This is a genomic window from Bifidobacterium subtile (genome assembly GCF_000741775.1).
Classification (GTDB): Bacteria; Actinomycetota; Actinomycetes; order Actinomycetales; family Bifidobacteriaceae; genus Bifidobacterium; species Bifidobacterium subtile.
Window position 1 is genome coordinate 1 of sequence record NZ_JGZR01000007.1, and the last position, 15,801, is coordinate 15,801.

Sequence of the window (15,801 nt, forward strand, 5' to 3'; positions counted from 1 at the left end):
GGACGGCGCAGCGCCCATTCGGCCACGGCCAGGCTCAGGTCCGGGCCGTGCGCGTCGAGCAGGCTGCGGGCAGCGTGCAGCTCGCGCTTCGAGCGCGGCCCGCCATCGGCTCCCGGCTGCAGGCCGCTGGGCACCGGCAGCCCGGCGTCGGCCAGCAGCAGGCGGAACCGGTCGCACAGCCGCCCGGCATCGGCGTCCGGCTCCAAGCCGCCCGCTCCGGCCTCGAATCCCGATCCGGGGGATCCCCCGGTGGGGGGATGCCCCGTAGGGGCAGAGGGGTATTTGTTTGTTATTTGTCTATTGGTGGACATTTTCGACACTTTTCCGGTCAGAATGTCCACTCTCGAATCCGGCTCGGGGTGGGTGGACATTTTGTCACTGTCGAAAATGTCCACCCACGAATCCGGCTCCTCGCCCGCCGCGTCGGGCTCCTCGCACGCCTCGGCTCCGGGATACTCCTCCGCTGCCTGCACCGGCTCGGTCTCGTCGGGCTCCTCGATGTCCTCGGGCTCGATCTCGACGGGGCAGCCGCGCATGACCACGTTCCACACCGTGCACCGGTGCCCAGGCCTGACCGTCAGCCCCGTGCGCGGGTTGTGCGCGCTGAAGTCCTGATCGCCCGGCTCCAGATAGCCCTTCGCCACCAGGCAGTCCAAGGCGCGGCGCACCGTGCGCTCGTTGCAGCAGCACGCATCCGCGATGCTCGCCAGGGCCGGCCACGCGGCCTGCCCATCGTCGTAATACGCCTTCCTCGCCAGGAACACCAGAATGTTCTTCTCCGACGGCTTCAGCCCGCGCACCGTCCACGCCCACGCCTCGCACGCCCCGCTCATGACTCGCCCTCTTCGGATAATTCGCGCACGTCGCCGCGAGCGGGCACAATGGGATGATGGAACTCGCGGGGCTGACCAGAATCGTGGATACGGTCATGCGCGAGGAAGCCATCGACGCGCCCCGCCTGGCATGGGACTTCACAGACGGCCCGGCGGCCTTCCAGGCGACCTACGTCCATCAGATGGACCACAAGGACGAGTACGGCGATTACGCGCAGATGCTCGTGGCCCAGATCCTCAAGGACACCGGAGGCGAGCGGCCGTGGTCGCACATATTCCACGTGCATCAGGGCCGCGCCGGGCTGTGGATGAAGCCCTGGATCGGAGAGGACTACGCCACGCTCAAGAAGATCCTCGGCATCGAGGCAGGCCGGAACGGGCCGAGATGGTCGCCCGTCAGCTTCATCCAGCACATCGACGACGCGGCGGGCGCCATGCGCTTCCCAGGAAGGCATCTGATCAGATACGCGGCAGCGCTTCCCGAACGGCTCAGACGCGACGTGGACGAGGCGGACAAGACCATACTGCTCGGCTTCCGGCACAACACCGGAAACGCCCACCAGACCGCTGAGAACAATGACAAGACCAGAAGGCTGATATCCAAGCAGGTCGCCGACTACTGCCGGGAGACGAACCAGTCGAGCTGCTGGACCGACCAGCTGAGGAACGGGCAGAGGGAACTGCCCATACCCAGGAACGTCATGGAGCTGCAGAACTCGCATCAGTACAGCCTCCCCGCCTGAATCGCCTCGAGGACGCCCTGCACGGCCATATCCGCGCACTGCATGGCGAGCGGCTCCAAGCGCCTCTCGAACGCCTCGATATCGGCAGGCGGATCGGCCAGAAAGGCATGGACGCCCTTGCGCAGCGTGTCATCGAGAAACTCGTAGACCTCGTCCTTCATGGCCCGCTCCATGCTGTCCGTGAAGTCGAACGCGCGCGCCAGCACCAGCCGGTCGTGCTCGCTCAAAGCGGTCCGCGGATCGCGCCAGCTGCCATCGGAAGACGACTGCGGGCAGCGCTCCCTCACGGGAGGACGCCCGAGCGTGCCGGATTCCAACGCCTTGCGCGCCTGATCCGTCTCGCGCTCCACGCGCCTGGAATAGGCGTCGAACGTCAGCGACCAGCGCCGCTCGCGGCTGGTGCGCGCAGGGAGCTTCAAAAGCTGCTCGAATTCGAGGATCCGCAGGCAGTCCATAACCGACAGGTCCGGCGCATCCCGCTCCGTGGTCTGCTCGCGCAATCCTGTCTCCTCGGCCAGGCTCGCGGCCATGTCTCCTATCAGCGGGCCGGCGGGCGTGACATGGCCCTCGTCGTCGGCCCGGCCGGCCAATGCCAGCAGCGTGAGCTTCCCGCCCGGCCACGGCAGCCGTACCTCCAGCGCCCGCGCCATCATTCCCCAGCTCATAGCATTGCCTCCTTCGCATGCCTTCCGGATACAGGGTCCCTGCCTGGCAGCAGGTGCCAGTTCTCCTCCTGCAGGTCGTCGTCCCCGCCGCATCCCGGCCAGCCCCACATCGGCCGGCCGCGGCATTCCAGATAGTTCTTCCTGATCAGAGCCGAGAGCGCTTCCCGCACCTTGTCCTCGCTCAGGGCGAGGACGTCGGCGAGGTCGCCCACGCTCGCCCTGGCCTCGAGACGGCCGGGCGACGCGAAATGCGCCAGAAACGCCAGCACGAGCCGCGCGTTCGGCTCCAAGCCATACGCGCGCCACACCCACTGCGAGACGGCCTCCCGGCTCATCGGATCCACAACCCTCATCGCGACCACCACCCGAACATCGCTTCGAGGACATAGACGATCATGACGCCCGCCATGAGCGCCAGGAGCGTGGCGGCGAAAAGTATCCGGTCATGCTCCTGGGGGTCGCCTTGCAGACCGCGCACCACCACGCCGAGGCCGAGTTGGCAGGCCAGCAGGCCAATCAGCACAATGTAGAACCAGCTCATCGCCCGCCTCCCTGCGTCGGGGCGCCGCGCAGCGTGCGCTCACGCTCGGCCCGGATATCCGCGTCCATGCCCAGCGCCTCAGTCAGGGAGTCACGCAACGCCCTGGCCTGCGCCTCGTCCAGCGTCACCACCTGGCCGCGCAGCCCGTAGGCCGAATCGTCCCGGATGCGCACCTCGAAAAAGCCCTGCACGACCCGCACCGCAACCATGCTCAACATTCCGACCGCCTCCCCGCCGTCACCAGCCGGCGCAACGCGCCGACCATCACCTGCGGCACGCCGATTGTTGTGCTCACATAGCAGTCCATCGACCCGTCACGGGCGCTGGACGCCAATACCTGCTCGTCTGTCCTGCTCAAGCGCTTGCGCAGGCGCGTCACCGTCGACTCCATCACTCGGCCCCCTTATCGATCTCGGCCATCTCAGGCGCGACGATCAGCTCGTGTGCCAGGAAGGCGACCGTGGTGACGACGGCGAAGAATCCGCCGGCCGCGACGCACACCAGGTACGAGGGATGCCAGACACCGGCCAGGCCAATGAGGAAATAGAGCAGGAAGCCAAGCCCCGCATACACGCCCAGGCACATCGCCAGCACGCCCAGCCAGAACAGCACACCACGCAGCAGCGCGAAACGAGAAGAATCATTTTTCATCGGGATGCCTCCGAATCGGCAGTCGAGCGCCGACGCTCGGCGTTGAGGAAATCACGGGACGCCCGCCAGTCCAGGACGGACGCGGCCAGCCACGCCGAGCACCCCGCCAGAGCGAGGAACACGGCAGCGCCTGCGGCCAGGAGAGCGACGCCCCGCCCGGCGGACGAGACGCATTCGATCAGCAGCAACGCCAGGAACAAGGCCGAGACCGCGGCAAGCACGATATTCTGCATGTAGCGGCGCGCCCGGCCATGCCAGTACGCCACCTCATCCACCACATCGGCAGCATGGGAGACAGTCGGACGCTTATGCCCGCCGTTCGCGGGATGCGCCGCCATCGCACGCCGGCGCTCGGCCGACGACACGCCCGGAGCGGAAAAATCAGGAAAAGTGACGCATGCGCCCGCCACGCCCCGCACGACACGCATACCATTGTCATCAGGCACCAAGGAAAAACCCAAGGTGCGCCTGTTAAAATCAGTCATCGCAATGACTCCTTACTAGGGATCTGGACGGAAGAAGTTTCTGAAGGCTCATTCGTCCGGGTTCTTGTTATTGCACGCCGGCCCGGTGGTCCTAAACACCGGGCCGGCATTCTTTTATTTATCTGCAAAAGCAACTTGGCTACACGAGTACCTCGGCAGCGTATGGATTATCGGAAAAACCAAAAACGAAATCAGAAGAAAGCCCATATCGGTTATGGAGAATCGCAATATCCCTGCTGTTCCAAGTAACTTTCTTATTTACTTTTAGAGAGACGGATGAAGCGGACAGGCCCATTACAGTGGCGAGAGCTCGGTAGCTAATGTTCTGGTCTTTTAGCCATTGTTTCATTGGATTGACCGCCATTTCGCCCTTTTGTTCATCCACATTCAACAGGATAGCGTTGATTTTGCTTAAACGCAAATTAACAGATAGACTGTGTGTTGAATCAGTTCGAACAAATGACAAGAAGGATGAAAATGGCTTTGCAAACCGTGAATGGCGTTGGTCTCGACGCAACCCGCGTAGAGGAGACCATCTCCTTCAATGTGAAGATCCGACTTGCTGCCTTAGGCCTGAATCAGTCTGCGTTAGCGGATTACCTAGGTATTAAGCGTTCTACAATTTCTGTGAAATTAAACGGCAAAAGCGTATGGACTGTGCCTGATCTTGTTAATACTGCGAATTATTTAGAAACGACGCCTGAGGCTCTCATGGACGATTCCATGATGAGTCAGATGCCGAGCAGAAATAAAAATGCCGCAGTCGCTGATACGCGACCACGGCATTCGGCAAGTGCCCCCGCGGGGATTCGAACCCCGGACACGCTGATTAAGAGTCAGCTGCTCTAACCAACTGAGCTACAGGGGCATTGGTTAGTTCCTTGAACCGAGTGACTACTTTACTCGTAAATCACCCCGTCGCAAACCGGCGTGTCGGACCGTAAGCGAACAGTGCAGTGCGCTGTTCGTAGGTTCGACTGAGCAGCCGCTAAGGCTGCGAAGAGCGAAGCCGAAGGCTGAGCTACGGCTGGATGACTATGAGGCCGGGCCTACGGTTTTGTTTTGCACTATAAAGTCGAGCCGTTAAGCGGACAGTCCACGAACTGTCCGTAGGCGAAGTGAGGCTCCGCCAAAGCCGAAAGCTGGGCTACGATTAGCATGCTGTCAGACCAAAGCCTGCGGATCGCGGGGACCGTTAAACAGGCAACGCGGTCGTTGCCTGTAGGCTCGACCGAGCGCCCGCCAAGGCCGTGAAGCTGAGCGTTGAAGCGAGTAACGGTAACGCGGCGTCGGCTGGAATAGTGAATAATGGATGCGTGGAAACGAGGTGAGATATATGCCGGAATGCACAGGGCATGCGGGGCGTTTTGCGCCGACTCCCTCGGGGCGTCTGCACATCGGCAACGTCTACGCGATGCTGGCCGCGTGGCTGTCGGCGCGTGCTTGCCCCGGCGGCCGTATCGCCTTGCGCATCGAGGACATCGATGTGCCGCGCGTTGTGCCCGATGCTGACCGGTGGATCATGGACGATTTGGCGTGGCTTGGTCTTGATTGGGACGGCGAGCCCGTATACCAGTCGCAGCGCGGCGAGATTTATGAATCGGCGCTGCGGGCGCTCGCAAGCCGACCGATGCCCGAGGCGGCAGCCGCTGTGGCGATGGCTGCTTCGAGCGATTCGCACGAGAGTGAGTGCGGTCGAGCAGGAATCGATAGCACAGGAATTGGTGACGCGGGAACCGGCCCTCGCAACGCTATACGCGGTGTCCCTCTGACGGCTGATGCGGCAGCAGCGCCAACGGCCGCCGGCCTCGTGCACGATTCCTCGTTGATTTACCCGTGCTTTTGTTCGCGTGCGGAAATCCGCGCGGCGTCCGCGCCGCAGGAGGGCGATGGCTTCACCGTCTACCCGGGGACATGCAGACAACTGCTGCTCAAGAACCCCGACGAAGTGCGCGGCAGACTGGCCGCAGGTGCCCAGCATTCGTTCCGCATTGCGATGCCTCCGGCGCAGTCCCCGCTGGCGTCGATTGCATTCGAGGATCAGATTTTCGGCGTGCAGCGTTTCGACCTCGCCCGCGATGTGGGCGATTCGGTCGTGCGGCGCTCGGACGGGCTGTTTTCCTACCAGCTGGCCGTGGTGGTCGACGATCTGCTCATGGGCGTGGACGACATCGTGCGCGGGCGGGATTTGCTGCGCTCCACCGCGCTACAAATTTGGATTCGTCGCCAGTTGCTCGCAGCCGGATTCGGAGTCGACTCCATGCAAGGATTTGGTAGCGTCGCGGCTTCCGGCACGAATCACGGTGCGGTGCAGCAACCAGACCAAAATCCGAGCGCGGCGAACCCGCGATACACCCATCTGCCGCTGATCGATGACGGCACGGGCCGCAGACTCGCCAAGCGCGACCGCGATCTCGACATGGGCGCGCTGCGGGAGTCCGGGGCCAATCCGCGCCAAATCATCGGATACTGCGCGTGGCTGCTAGGTCTGCGCGAGCCGGGCGACCCCGTCCCTGTCCCCATGACGCCAGACGAGGCGCTGAAGTTGTTCAGGCGCGATGGTTGGAACGACCTACGCACGGATCCCACGGATCGTGAGATTAAGCCGGATACGATATCCCATTTCATGGATTGCAGGGATGCTTAACCATAGCCGAGCCGCGTATCTCGCCTATCTGTAGTGCATTTCGCGGGTTGCCTAGGTGTATCTCGCCTATCTGTAGTGCGGATATCGCGCCATTCCGCCTATCAGCGGCCGAAAATGGCTGTTATGGCTCTGTGATACCCGGCATGCTGTTACCGAGGCACTACACATAAGGGAGATAGATATCCGGATACTCGCAAATCAACTACAGATAGCGTAGATATGCCTTGTACGACCCGATTTCGGCGAGCGAAACAGATCTGTTGCTGCAATGAATCGAGGCGTTGCCTATTCGACGGATTCAGGCCATGAGTATGCACAAGTTTTATCGTAATATCGTTGTATTTTGGTCATTTCCCATGCTTTTGCATGGCGCGTAGCCTTTTCACGGTTCATTAGGCACATTTTCGGAAATATGCCATCGCGTGCAGCGAAATGTTCCTGCCTTACGTTTTGAAGAATGGCGGTACTCCGCCAAAGTAGCGAGTGCATGATGTGGTGTCTACTTGGCGAAGTGCCTAACGAGCGAAAAAAAGACCTAATGAATGACGATTGTGGCCGCCCGACTGCCCGACGCCATCCAAAGCCGACTCCCCGGCGCAAATGGCATGACGTAAACGGCATGACAGTGAGGCAGCCACTCTTGCAGCCGCGAAAACCCATTCATTAGGTCTTTTTTTCGTTCATTAGGCCTTTTCGAAAGTATCCGAATGTTTCGCCTTTCATGCAATCCCTGAAATTCCGCCGTTTCTTGGAATGCGGCGCAATCGGAAAAGTCCTTGCGCGGATGGGGTTGCGTAATAATGTGCCTAATGAACGACGGGTGAGGTGAGCGGGAATAGGCATTAGGCATCGCGGCATCGCTTGAAAACGCCTGAAAGCGCTTGAAATCAAGCAACTCAGGGTGTTTGAGCTGCTTCGAGGGAAAACCCAACACTGCGCAACCAGCCTCAGTACCCCGGCTCCACGCGGAACTCCTTGGCCCCGGCACCGTGGCGAAGCGCAATCGGATGAGCTTCCACGTTGTTCACTTGGGACCAGCGCGGGCCGAGCTTGAGCTGGGAGAGGAACTGTGCGATGGCCGTGCGCCCGCCCTGCGCTTCGGCTTCGACCGAACCGTCGACGCAATTGCGTACCCAGCCGGTGAGATTGAGCCGCCGCGCTGCATTGAACGCGAAGTAGCGGTATCCGACGCCCTGTACGAGGCCGGTCACCCGCACATGAATCCGAATCTCATCCGCAGTATCGTTCATTCGCAATGCCTCCGATTCGCAGTGGCTCCGCCTCGCGCGCAATCCGCAATGTCTTCGATCCATAGCCTCATAACGCCTCCATCTCGCAGGGGTGCCTATCCGTGTGCGGCCAAGGGTGGTGCCGCAACGGGTTCCCGGAGTCTGGCTCCACGCGATTGTTTGCGGGATGCGCCAGCCGGCATTGCCATTCGCGCCGAGGAATGTTTCGTCGCGGCCGACTCATGCCCTTGTCATGATTCACCATAACGCGCTTTGCGCACGCAATCCAATACAATCCAATGCACCCTCAATACACTCCATTACCAGCTATGGCAACGCGCCATAATCATGCGATATAGCGCCTTCGGCCAATTCCGCGCTCTTCGGCCGGCGCGCGGCTACCATAGGAACGGCGAAACGATATGGAGAGGCAATCATGACGTCGTATATGGAGCACAGGGATTTGGCGAATGAGACCATCGAGGCACCGCGCGCGCAGGAGATCGCCGATAATGTGCATCGGGTGCTCGACCGCGTGCGGGCGGCCGAGGAGTCCGCTGGCCGAGAGCCCGGTTCGGTGCGGCTGCTCGCGGCGACGAAGACCCGCGACGTCGGGGAGATCATGGCGGCGATTGATGCCGGCATTCGCATGATTGGCGAGAACCGGCCGCAGGAGATTGCGGCGAAGGCTGATGGCTTGCGCAAGCTCTGTGCCGAGCGCGGGTTCGCGTTGGGACGCAGCAAAGGCGGCGATGGCGGCGAGGGCGATGCGGCGGGTGTCGGCACTGCGACGGTCAGCGGTGCTCCGGTGGCAGCGACGGCGGCAAATAGTCAGGCGGCAGATGCTCCGCAGCCCGGGCAGCCCGGGCAACTGGCGCTCGCCGACTCAACCCACATCCCTTTCCACCTCATCGGCCAGCTGCAGACGAATAAGATTGGCAAGGTGCTTCCCGTGGTGGACACCATCGAATCCGTGGATTCGCTGGCGCTCGCCGAGCGCATCGCTCGCCGAGCGGTCGCGCGGGGCATCGAGGTCGGCGTGCTGCTTGAGGTGAACGAGTCGGGCGAGGAATCCAAATCGGGCTGCAACCCGAAGAACGCGATCGACATCGCGCAACGCATCGGCATCATGGGCGGTTTGCGGCTGCAAGGCCTGATGACCATCGGTGCGCATGTGGACGACGAATATGCGATTCGCAAGGGATTCGAGCGGCTGCGCAACACGCGCGAGCTGATTCTCGAGTCCAAAGCCCCGGGCGTCGAAGGCTGCACGGAGTTGTCGATGGGCATGACTGGCGATATGGAATACGCCATCGCCGAGGGCTCGACGATCGTGCGCGTGGGCACCGGCCTGTTCGGCGAACGCGAATTCATCTGAATTCGGGTAGAATTCGGGCTTCTGGTTGTGCGCGGTGACATCGTGCCGCGTGATTTTTTGGATGGTTCTTCCTGACTGATCATCTATTAAGCAGATTGCTGGGTGAAACCGCCTGTATGCGTCTCCTCGAAACGGTATCGGTTATCGAAGAATGGCTAGATTCCAAGGATTTCATGAAGTCCGAAACGGACGTGTACTTGCGTGAGGCGCTGAATAGACGAAAAAACTGCTGAATAAACGACCAACACCGCATATTGCGCGCATTTGGAGGGTATCGAAGGCGGCGAAGGGAGAGGGGCAGCGACCGGTGCCGCCTTCCATGCGATTCCACGCGCACATCTGGTGAAAATATGGCGCTGAGACAATCTTCTCAGCACTTTTTTCGTCTATTCAGCACTTGGCACAGTAGCCACCGAAATCGCGGAGCAGCATTTTGGCGGAATGCCGCCATTCCTGATTCCTCGTGGACGTGCGTTAGCGTTCGAATGTGGTTGAAAATGCATAAATCTGCTGAATTAATAATCCGCGAGGGGGAAAATTCGCGAATCTGCGAACTCTTTTTGCGATGTTTTTCGCCCTGTTTCACGCACTGATAACCCCGCTGACGCATGCCGGCGGTAGGGTAGTCGTATGAGAATCGCACGCTTTTCACATAATGACGTTCCGCAGTATGCCTTTGTGCAGCAGGACGAATCCGACGGCAGAGACTACCTGGTGGCGCTTGACGGCTTCCCCTTCGGCGCACAGCCGGTCAAGCCGACGGGCGACCGCTACGAGCTGGACGGCGAGGGCATCCGTCTGCTCTCCCCGGTGATCCCTTCGAAGGTCTACGGCCTGGCGAAGAACTACGAGGCTCATGCCGAGTTCATGCACGAGCACGGGCATTCCGACATCGCCCATGCCCCCGAAGACATGGTGATCTTCATGAAACCGAGCACGTCGGTGATCGGGCCCGACGACCCGATTGTGATTCCCTCGTATTCGCACGACATGAACTTCGAGCCGGAGGTCGCCGTGGTGATCGGCCGCATCGCCAAGAACGTGCCGGTGGAGCATGCCATGGAATATGTGCTCGGCTTCACCTGCGTCAACGATGTGACGCTGCGCGATCTGCAGGGCCCCGACCCGATGTGGACGCGCGCCAAGGGCTTCGACACCGCCTGCCCGCTCGGGCCGTGGATCGAAACCGAGCTGAACTGGAAGGACACGAAGATCTCCTTCTCGCTCAACGGCGAAGACGTACCGAAGGCCAGCGGCACTACAGCGGAGCTGATTCACGGCATCCCCGAGCAGATCGCCGCCATTTCCAGCTTCACGACGCTGCTGCCGGGCGACGTCATCATGACCGGAACCCCCGATGCCTCGGGCCATCTCGACGCGGGCGACGAGCCGGTGGTGCACATCGAAGGCATCGGCTCGCTGCGCAATGTGGTGGTGCGTGAGTAATGCTGCAATGGCGGTTCAGTAACAAACGTAAGTGACGCAAGCCGTGGTGCCGACCGATTGCAGTCGAATGCGATCGGTCGATACTGTGGCTTCGTGTTTAAGGACTGCGCGATTAGGTGCTGCGCGGCCGATCCTGCAAGACAGTCAATCCTGAAAAGTCCGTGCGCAGACGATGCAAGTGGGCAGTCGGTGCACTGTTTGGCCACTTGTTGGCTACTTGTGAAGAGACCGCGCATTGGCAGAGCGGGCGGCAGGTCTTGCGCAGCTCATGCGCATACAACGCGAATGGCAACGAGGCCATCATGAAAGAGCTGTTGCACATTCGTCCGTATGATGGACGTTGTACAATTTCCCCAGCTCATTTGCTCACATATTGAGACGATATAGAGAATTTTTGTCGCAAAAACTGCTATATCAACATGCCAAAATACGACAAAATTTCGCGAATGTCAAGACTGTTGATTCTTCGTATTTCCCCTACGTTATTCCACAGAGAATGTAACTCTGCCGAATCATCATGGGAAAGAGGGGTCGGAATGCCTCAGTCTCGTCGCAGCCGGCTGCGCGCTTCGTTTGCGGTGCTGGCCTTCGCGCTGATGCTTATATGCTCCTCAATGCTCGCCGCTGGAATTCCAGCCGACCGAGCCTACGCGCAGGATGCGGCGCAAGGTACGGCTGCCACGTCGGCAGCTGGGGAAGACGGCGCCCTGTATGCGGAAGTTGGCACGACGGCCTCCGCCAACGAAATCGCCGCCGTTAGGCCGATTGCGGACAAAACCGCAACTGCCCCCGCCGATCCCACCGATTACGAAAGCTGGGCGCGGTCGCCGTGCAGATTAACGCGCAGCTCGATGCCGCGCTCAAATCGTATGCCGCGGGCGATGCCAGCACCGCCAACTCCGATGTAAGCACCGCTTACAACACCGGGTATATCGCCAGCAATTTCGTCATGGTGACGCGCGATACCTTGGGCGCGGATCGCCAGCAGGCGCAGGCCGCGCTGTTCCAGTCGATCCAGCAGCTCGCGTACGCTGCCGGCCATGACGCGGATCTGCAAGCTCAGATCACCGCGTTGCAAGGCGAGCTCACCGGCGGCGCGAACACCCTTGACGCAACGCAAGGTCTCGCGAACCCCCGCGACTACGCCGCTACACGCGCCAAGACGATTCAGCAGCAGCGCAAAAAACTGCAATCCGAGAAGAAGGGCGTCTTCAACGGCAAGGGCAATCGGTCCTGGGCGCAGGTCGCCAAGGAGATGGGCACAGTGCTCGACAGTGCTGTGCGGCAGGCCCGCAGTGGTGACAAGCGGGCCGGCGTCAACAAGGTCAACGAGGCGTATTACCAGTACTACGAGAAGCTCGGCTTCGAGAAGAACGTGATGAACGCGATCAGCGGCAGCCGCGTTTCCCTGATCGAAAACCAATTCGCGGAAACGCGCAAGTCCATACTCGATGGCGACCCGATAAGCCATACCACTGGTCTGGTCAATCAGCTCAAATCCATGCTTGGCGAGGATGCGGCGAAGCTGGATGGCGGCAGCGCGAATCAGGGGAACGGCTTCACGCGCTTCGTCACCAGCGCGTTCGGCCAGGCCTTCGTCATCCTGATTCGAGAAGGGCTTGAAGCCCTGCTGGTCGTGACTGCAATCATCGCGTATCTCGTCAAATCCGGCAACCGCCGCCTGGTAACCTGGATCTACGTCGGCGTGGTCGCTGGGTTGATTGGCTCAGGAATCGTGGCGGTGCTGTTTGGTCTGCTGTTCAGCGGCAGCGGGCCGCAGCAGGAGATTATGGAGGGCGTCGTCGCGCTCATCGCCATGGGCATGCTGCTATACACGAGCAACTGGATGCTGTCGAAGTCCAGCGTCGAAGCGTGGAACAGCTACATAACGTCCAAGGCGCACGCCGCCGTCGACAGTGTGACTTCGCAGCAGCACATGACGTTCGGCGGCGTGATTTCGCTCGCGATGCTCAGCTTCCTCGCGGTGTTCCGTGAAGGCGCGGAAACCGTGATGTTCTACCAGAGCATCTACTCGATGAGCCGCGATTCGGCGGGCATGTGGGCCGGCGGGCTGTCGGCGGCCGTGGTTCTCGTAGTGATCTTCCTGCTGCTGCGCTTCACTTCGGTCAAGATTCCGCTGCGGCCGTTCTTCATGGTGACGTCGATTCTGATGGCGCTGCTGGTGATTACGTTCGCGGGCGGCGGCGTGCATTCGCTTATCGAAAGCACATTGCTCAGCGGACGTTATATTCCCAGCGTGCCCACCAACGACTGGATTGGGCTGTATCCCTACTGGGAAACGATTAGCGCCCAGATTCTTGCGGCGATTGCGGTCGTTGCGTCGTTCGCGATCTACGCGGTCAAAGAGCGTCGCAAACGGGAGGTTCGCGCATCCAGCGAACTTGCCGAGTCTGCGCGGTCTGGAGCATCAGCATGACCCGCCAATCGCGTGTTCTGTCAGGCTAGACGCCAAGTTCGCCCGATTTTCCGAACTCGCAATTTACCATCTGCCGTTTCCCGAAGCAATATTTCCCAATCACTACCAATGTTGCGATTCACCATGAATCCACACGACAAGAAAGAGAAGAAGATAATGAAGAACAAGACCCTCTCCGGCCTTCTGGGCCTGGTCGTCGCCGGCGCGATGGCCTTCTCCCTCGCCGCATGCGGCAATGCGGACAATGCGTCGGACACCGGATCCGCGAAGGATTCGAGCTCGAAATCCGCCGCGTCGGACAGCAGCTCGCAGGCGGCTCCCAAATTCGAGGAGATCAAGATCGGCGATGACCAGCAGAAGTTCCCGCTGAACATCGGCGCGGTCTACTTCCAGCCGGTCGACATGTACCCTGCGGGCATGGGCCTGTCGGCGGCGGATTCGCGCGGGTGCTTGGCCTGACGGTATTCCATCGCGTCATCGGTTTCGACTGGGCGCTCGGCACGGCCTCGATAGCGCTGAGCGTGCTGGTGGCTGTCGCCGCCTCCATCCCGCCGGTGCGCCGAGCCACGAGAATCGACCCGGCAGTAGTGCTGCGGGAGGAGTGAGGGAAGTGGACATGACCATGAACAACGCAGGGAACAGTGCAAAAACATCCGCGAAGACACTGCCGCTAACCGTGCAGGAAGCCATGAAAATCGGAAAGGCGATGCCAACAGCCTGCAATGCGATCGCCGCACATGCGAAGGAGGTGCAGCTATGACGCAAACGCCTGTCAGCGCGCATGGAATCGAAGCCACGAGCACCGCAACTACAAACACCGCAACTACGAGCAGCGCAACTACGAGCACGACGAAAGGAAGCGATATGCTGCTTGAACTCGACCATATCTCCAAGATCTACGGCGATCTGCATGCCGTGGACGACCTGAGTCTGACCGTGCCCGAAGGCGAATGGCTCGCCATCGTCGGCTCGTCGGGGTCGGGCAAGACCACGCTCATGAACATCATCGGCTGCATGGATGCGCCTTCGCGCGGTTCGGTCGCGCTCGAAGGACGCCGACTCGAAGACCTCAACGCCACGCAGCTGGCCGATGTGCGCAAGAACGTCATCGGGCTGGTGTTCCAGAAGTTCTACTTGGTGCCGCATCTCACCGCCGTCGAAAACGTGATGATGGCGCAGTACTACCATTCCGTCGTCGATGAGCAGCAGGCTTTGGAAGCCCTCGACCACGTCGGGCTCAAGGACCGCGCACATCATTTGCCCGGCGAGTTGTCGGGCGGCGAGCAGCAGCGCGTATGCATCGCGCGCGCTCATCAATCATCCCAAGCTGATTCTGGCCGACGAGCGACCGGCAACCTTGACGAGACCAACGAGCGCATCGTGCTCGATCTCTTTCGCGAGCTGCATGGCCAAGGCACGACGATCATCGTCGTCACGCATGATGCTCTGGTGGCCTCCTGCGCCGAACGCGAGATCATGCTCAACCACGGCGTGCTGGTCGGTGAGCGGTGGAACGACGAGCAGGCGAAATCGGCCTACGAGCAGTCGGGCGGCCGTCCGGCCTTCACCGGCTCCAGTGCGCAGGATGCGCAGCACGAGGGCGCGGCCCTCGACTTCGCCGACCCGACCAAAAAAGCCAAAACCACCGGGCTGGCGGAATAAGGCCATCGGGCGATGATAACGCCGGTCATGCCGAACTGCCGAATACTGGATATCGGATTCGTTCAGGTGCTGCAGCGGAATGGCGCACGTGGCTATCGGAGCGCACTTGCCCGCGGCTCGTGCGCTAGACGGTCTCAGCGTTCGCATTCGGCCTGTTGGATGGTTCAGTGTTGTGGGATTTTTCGTGTTCTGGCGCATATGCTCCTCGAAATAAGGGGTATTTGCGTTGCGTGAGGCGTTAATTCACTCTTGCGGAGGTCTATCTGCGTTGTGTGAGGCGTTAATTCCGTGGTACCCCGAGTATCGGCGGCTTAAAACGGCGGTTTCGAGCCAGCGCTACTCGATGCTTCGCGAAATAGCGCCTCACATAACGCAGATAGACCTCCGCAGCATGCTAATAGCGCCTCACATAAGCGAGATAGCCTTGAGACTTCCCGTCACGGCGAGGGTGTTATAGCATGAGTGCGATAAAGATACATATAAAGGAGTAGGGCATGGCGAGCGAAAAGGAATCGCAGCGGCGGAATTCGACGATCAAGGCTCGCAAGTCGGGCAGCGCGGGAGTCAAGTCGGCCACAGTTGCCGCAGTGGGGTTGATCGCGGCCACGACGCTGCTCGCTGGGTGCGGCAGTAAGGATGCCATCCCGGCCGACGATGCCTATCAGGGCAATTCAGGCGAATCGATGGCTGCGCCAAGCTCTTCGGAATCGGCAAGCGGCGCGGGCGGTGCGGACAACGGCGCCAAAGCGCGTGACACCGGAAAGTACCGCGATGGGACATACAGCGTCGATAATCAGCCCGACCCGTCCGGCAAGGCCCCCATCGATGTGACGGTCAAGGTCGCCCAAGGTGATATCACGGGCGTCACCGTCGTCGGCCACACTTCGAACGACATCTCCAAGAAGCATCAGGCCGCCTTTATCGAGGCCATCCCGGGCGTGGTGGTCGGTAAGCCGCTCAAGGGCCTCAAAGTCGACAAGGTCGCCGGCGCAAGTTGGACCACACAGGCGTTCAACGACGCTCTGGACAACGCTCGCAGCCAGGCTTCGGTGCAATAGTGCCCCTTTCGTGACGGATATCGTGA

Annotated in this window: 18 protein-coding genes, 1 tRNA gene and 3 pseudogenes; 11 read left to right on the plus strand and 11 right to left on the minus strand. The window is 60.7% G+C overall.

The genetic code is table 11. From position 1 onward, the window contains the following. Window positions 1–833: helix-turn-helix domain-containing protein (locus BISU_RS07000; RefSeq protein WP_162178598.1), on the minus strand; the 833-nt coding region annotated here is incomplete at its 3' end. A 56-nt stretch (window positions 834–889) separates the two neighbouring features. Between BISU_RS07000 and BISU_RS07005 the strand changes: the two genes are divergently transcribed. After that, window positions 890–1,576 (plus strand): DUF6037 family protein, encoded by a 687-nt coding sequence (locus tag BISU_RS07005; RefSeq protein ID WP_034535655.1) that lies wholly within the window; start codon window positions 890–892, stop codon window positions 1,574–1,576. Here the strand turns inward: BISU_RS07005 and BISU_RS07010 are convergent. The 8 genes from BISU_RS07010 to BISU_RS12535 form a co-directional block, all read right to left on the minus strand. Beyond that, complete coding sequence (locus BISU_RS07010; RefSeq protein ID WP_024464174.1) at window positions 1,555–2,241, minus strand: hypothetical protein; 687 nt, start codon at window positions 2,239–2,241, stop codon at window positions 1,555–1,557. The two genes, BISU_RS07005 and BISU_RS07010, sit on opposite strands and share 22 nt — an antisense overlap. Then, window positions 2,238–2,594, minus strand: coding sequence for a helix-turn-helix domain-containing protein (locus BISU_RS07015; RefSeq protein ID WP_033502829.1), 357 nt, complete (start codon window positions 2,592–2,594; stop codon window positions 2,238–2,240). The genes BISU_RS07010 and BISU_RS07015 overlap by 4 nt, the downstream gene beginning before the upstream one ends. Next, window positions 2,591–2,782: a hypothetical protein gene (locus tag BISU_RS07020; RefSeq protein ID WP_024464172.1), complete on the minus strand. Its 192-nt coding sequence runs from the start codon at window positions 2,780–2,782 to the stop codon at window positions 2,591–2,593. Before BISU_RS07020 ends, BISU_RS07015 begins: the two co-directional genes overlap by 4 nt. After that, a complete protein-coding gene (locus BISU_RS07025) occupies window positions 2,779–3,000 on the minus strand; it encodes a hypothetical protein (RefSeq protein WP_024464171.1) in 222 nt (73 codons plus the stop codon). The genes BISU_RS07020 and BISU_RS07025 overlap by 4 nt, the downstream gene beginning before the upstream one ends. Continuing rightward, window positions 2,994–3,173 (minus strand): hypothetical protein, encoded by a 180-nt coding sequence (locus tag BISU_RS07030; protein WP_024464170.1) that lies wholly within the window; start codon window positions 3,171–3,173, stop codon window positions 2,994–2,996. Before BISU_RS07030 ends, BISU_RS07025 begins: the two co-directional genes overlap by 7 nt. Beyond that, on the minus strand, window positions 3,173–3,433 hold the full coding sequence (locus BISU_RS07035) for a hypothetical protein (protein WP_024464169.1): 261 nt from the start codon (window positions 3,431–3,433) through the stop codon (window positions 3,173–3,175). The genes BISU_RS07030 and BISU_RS07035 overlap by 1 nt, the downstream gene beginning before the upstream one ends. Then, entirely contained in the window at window positions 3,430–3,918 is a 489-nt protein-coding gene (locus BISU_RS07040; protein WP_024464168.1) for a hypothetical protein, read from the minus strand. The genes BISU_RS07035 and BISU_RS07040 overlap by 4 nt, the downstream gene beginning before the upstream one ends. A gap of 139 nt (window positions 3,919–4,057) precedes the next feature. Beyond that, window positions 4,058–4,303 (minus strand): helix-turn-helix domain-containing protein, encoded by a 246-nt coding sequence (locus BISU_RS12535; protein WP_152580534.1) that lies wholly within the window; start codon window positions 4,301–4,303, stop codon window positions 4,058–4,060. Window positions 4,304–4,395: 92 nt separating this feature from the next. Between BISU_RS12535 and BISU_RS13545 the strand changes: the two are divergent. Next, window positions 4,396–4,647: pseudogene (locus tag BISU_RS13545) on the plus strand (helix-turn-helix transcriptional regulator); the annotation flags it as partial. A gap of 65 nt (window positions 4,648–4,712) precedes the next feature. On the opposite strand, the gene BISU_RS07045 reads toward BISU_RS13545, so the two are convergent. Continuing rightward, window positions 4,713–4,786, minus strand: a tRNA-Lys gene (locus BISU_RS07045). 468 nt (window positions 4,787–5,254) lie between these two features. Between BISU_RS07045 and BISU_RS07050 the strand changes: the two genes are divergently transcribed. Next, the gene (locus tag BISU_RS07050) at window positions 5,255–6,565 is read left to right on the plus strand and encodes a glutamyl-Q tRNA(Asp) synthetase (protein WP_081672784.1); all 1,311 of its coding nucleotides are present in this window, start codon (window positions 5,255–5,257) and stop codon (window positions 6,563–6,565) included. Between the two features lie 947 nt (window positions 6,566–7,512). Here BISU_RS07050 and BISU_RS07055 read toward each other — a convergent pair. Next, window positions 7,513–7,815 carry an acylphosphatase gene (locus BISU_RS07055; protein WP_024464166.1) on the minus strand — a complete coding sequence of 101 codons (303 nt, stop codon included), beginning with the start codon at window positions 7,813–7,815 and terminating at the stop codon, window positions 7,513–7,515. Window positions 7,816–8,230: 415 nt separating this feature from the next. Between BISU_RS07055 and BISU_RS07060 the strand changes: the two genes are divergently transcribed. The 8 genes and pseudogenes from BISU_RS07060 to BISU_RS07085 all read left to right on the plus strand — a co-directional run bounded on the left by BISU_RS07060 (window position 8,231) and on the right by BISU_RS07085 (window position 15,775). Continuing rightward, complete coding sequence (locus BISU_RS07060) at window positions 8,231–9,172, plus strand: YggS family pyridoxal phosphate-dependent enzyme (RefSeq protein ID WP_024464165.1); 942 nt, start codon at window positions 8,231–8,233, stop codon at window positions 9,170–9,172. Window positions 9,173–9,802: 630 nt separating this feature from the next. Then, window positions 9,803–10,618: a fumarylacetoacetate hydrolase family protein gene (locus tag BISU_RS07065; RefSeq protein ID WP_024464164.1), complete on the plus strand. Its 816-nt coding sequence runs from the start codon at window positions 9,803–9,805 to the stop codon at window positions 10,616–10,618. 829 nt (window positions 10,619–11,447) lie between these two features. Further along, window positions 11,448–13,055, plus strand: a complete 1,608-nt coding sequence (locus BISU_RS07070) for an FTR1 family iron permease (protein ID WP_051246232.1) — start codon at window positions 11,448–11,450, stop codon at window positions 13,053–13,055. Between the two features lie 207 nt (window positions 13,056–13,262). Then, window positions 13,263–13,514: an iron transporter gene (locus BISU_RS07075; RefSeq protein ID WP_226839202.1), complete on the plus strand. Its 252-nt coding sequence runs from the start codon at window positions 13,263–13,265 to the stop codon at window positions 13,512–13,514. Next, window positions 13,484–13,660 (plus strand): annotated as a pseudogene (locus tag BISU_RS12070) (ABC transporter permease); the annotation flags it as partial. The gene BISU_RS07075 and the pseudogene BISU_RS12070, both read left to right, overlap by 31 nt. A gap of 11 nt (window positions 13,661–13,671) precedes the next feature. After that, complete coding sequence (locus BISU_RS12545; RefSeq protein WP_155803839.1) at window positions 13,672–13,815, plus strand: hypothetical protein; 144 nt, start codon at window positions 13,672–13,674, stop codon at window positions 13,813–13,815. Window positions 13,816–13,919: 104 nt separating this feature from the next. Continuing rightward, window positions 13,920–14,717: pseudogene (locus BISU_RS07080) on the plus strand (ABC transporter ATP-binding protein). Between the two features lie 494 nt (window positions 14,718–15,211). After that, on the plus strand, window positions 15,212–15,775 hold the full coding sequence (locus BISU_RS07085) for an FMN-binding protein (protein ID WP_024464163.1): 564 nt from the start codon (window positions 15,212–15,214) through the stop codon (window positions 15,773–15,775). Window positions 15,776–15,801 lie beyond the last annotated feature (26 nt).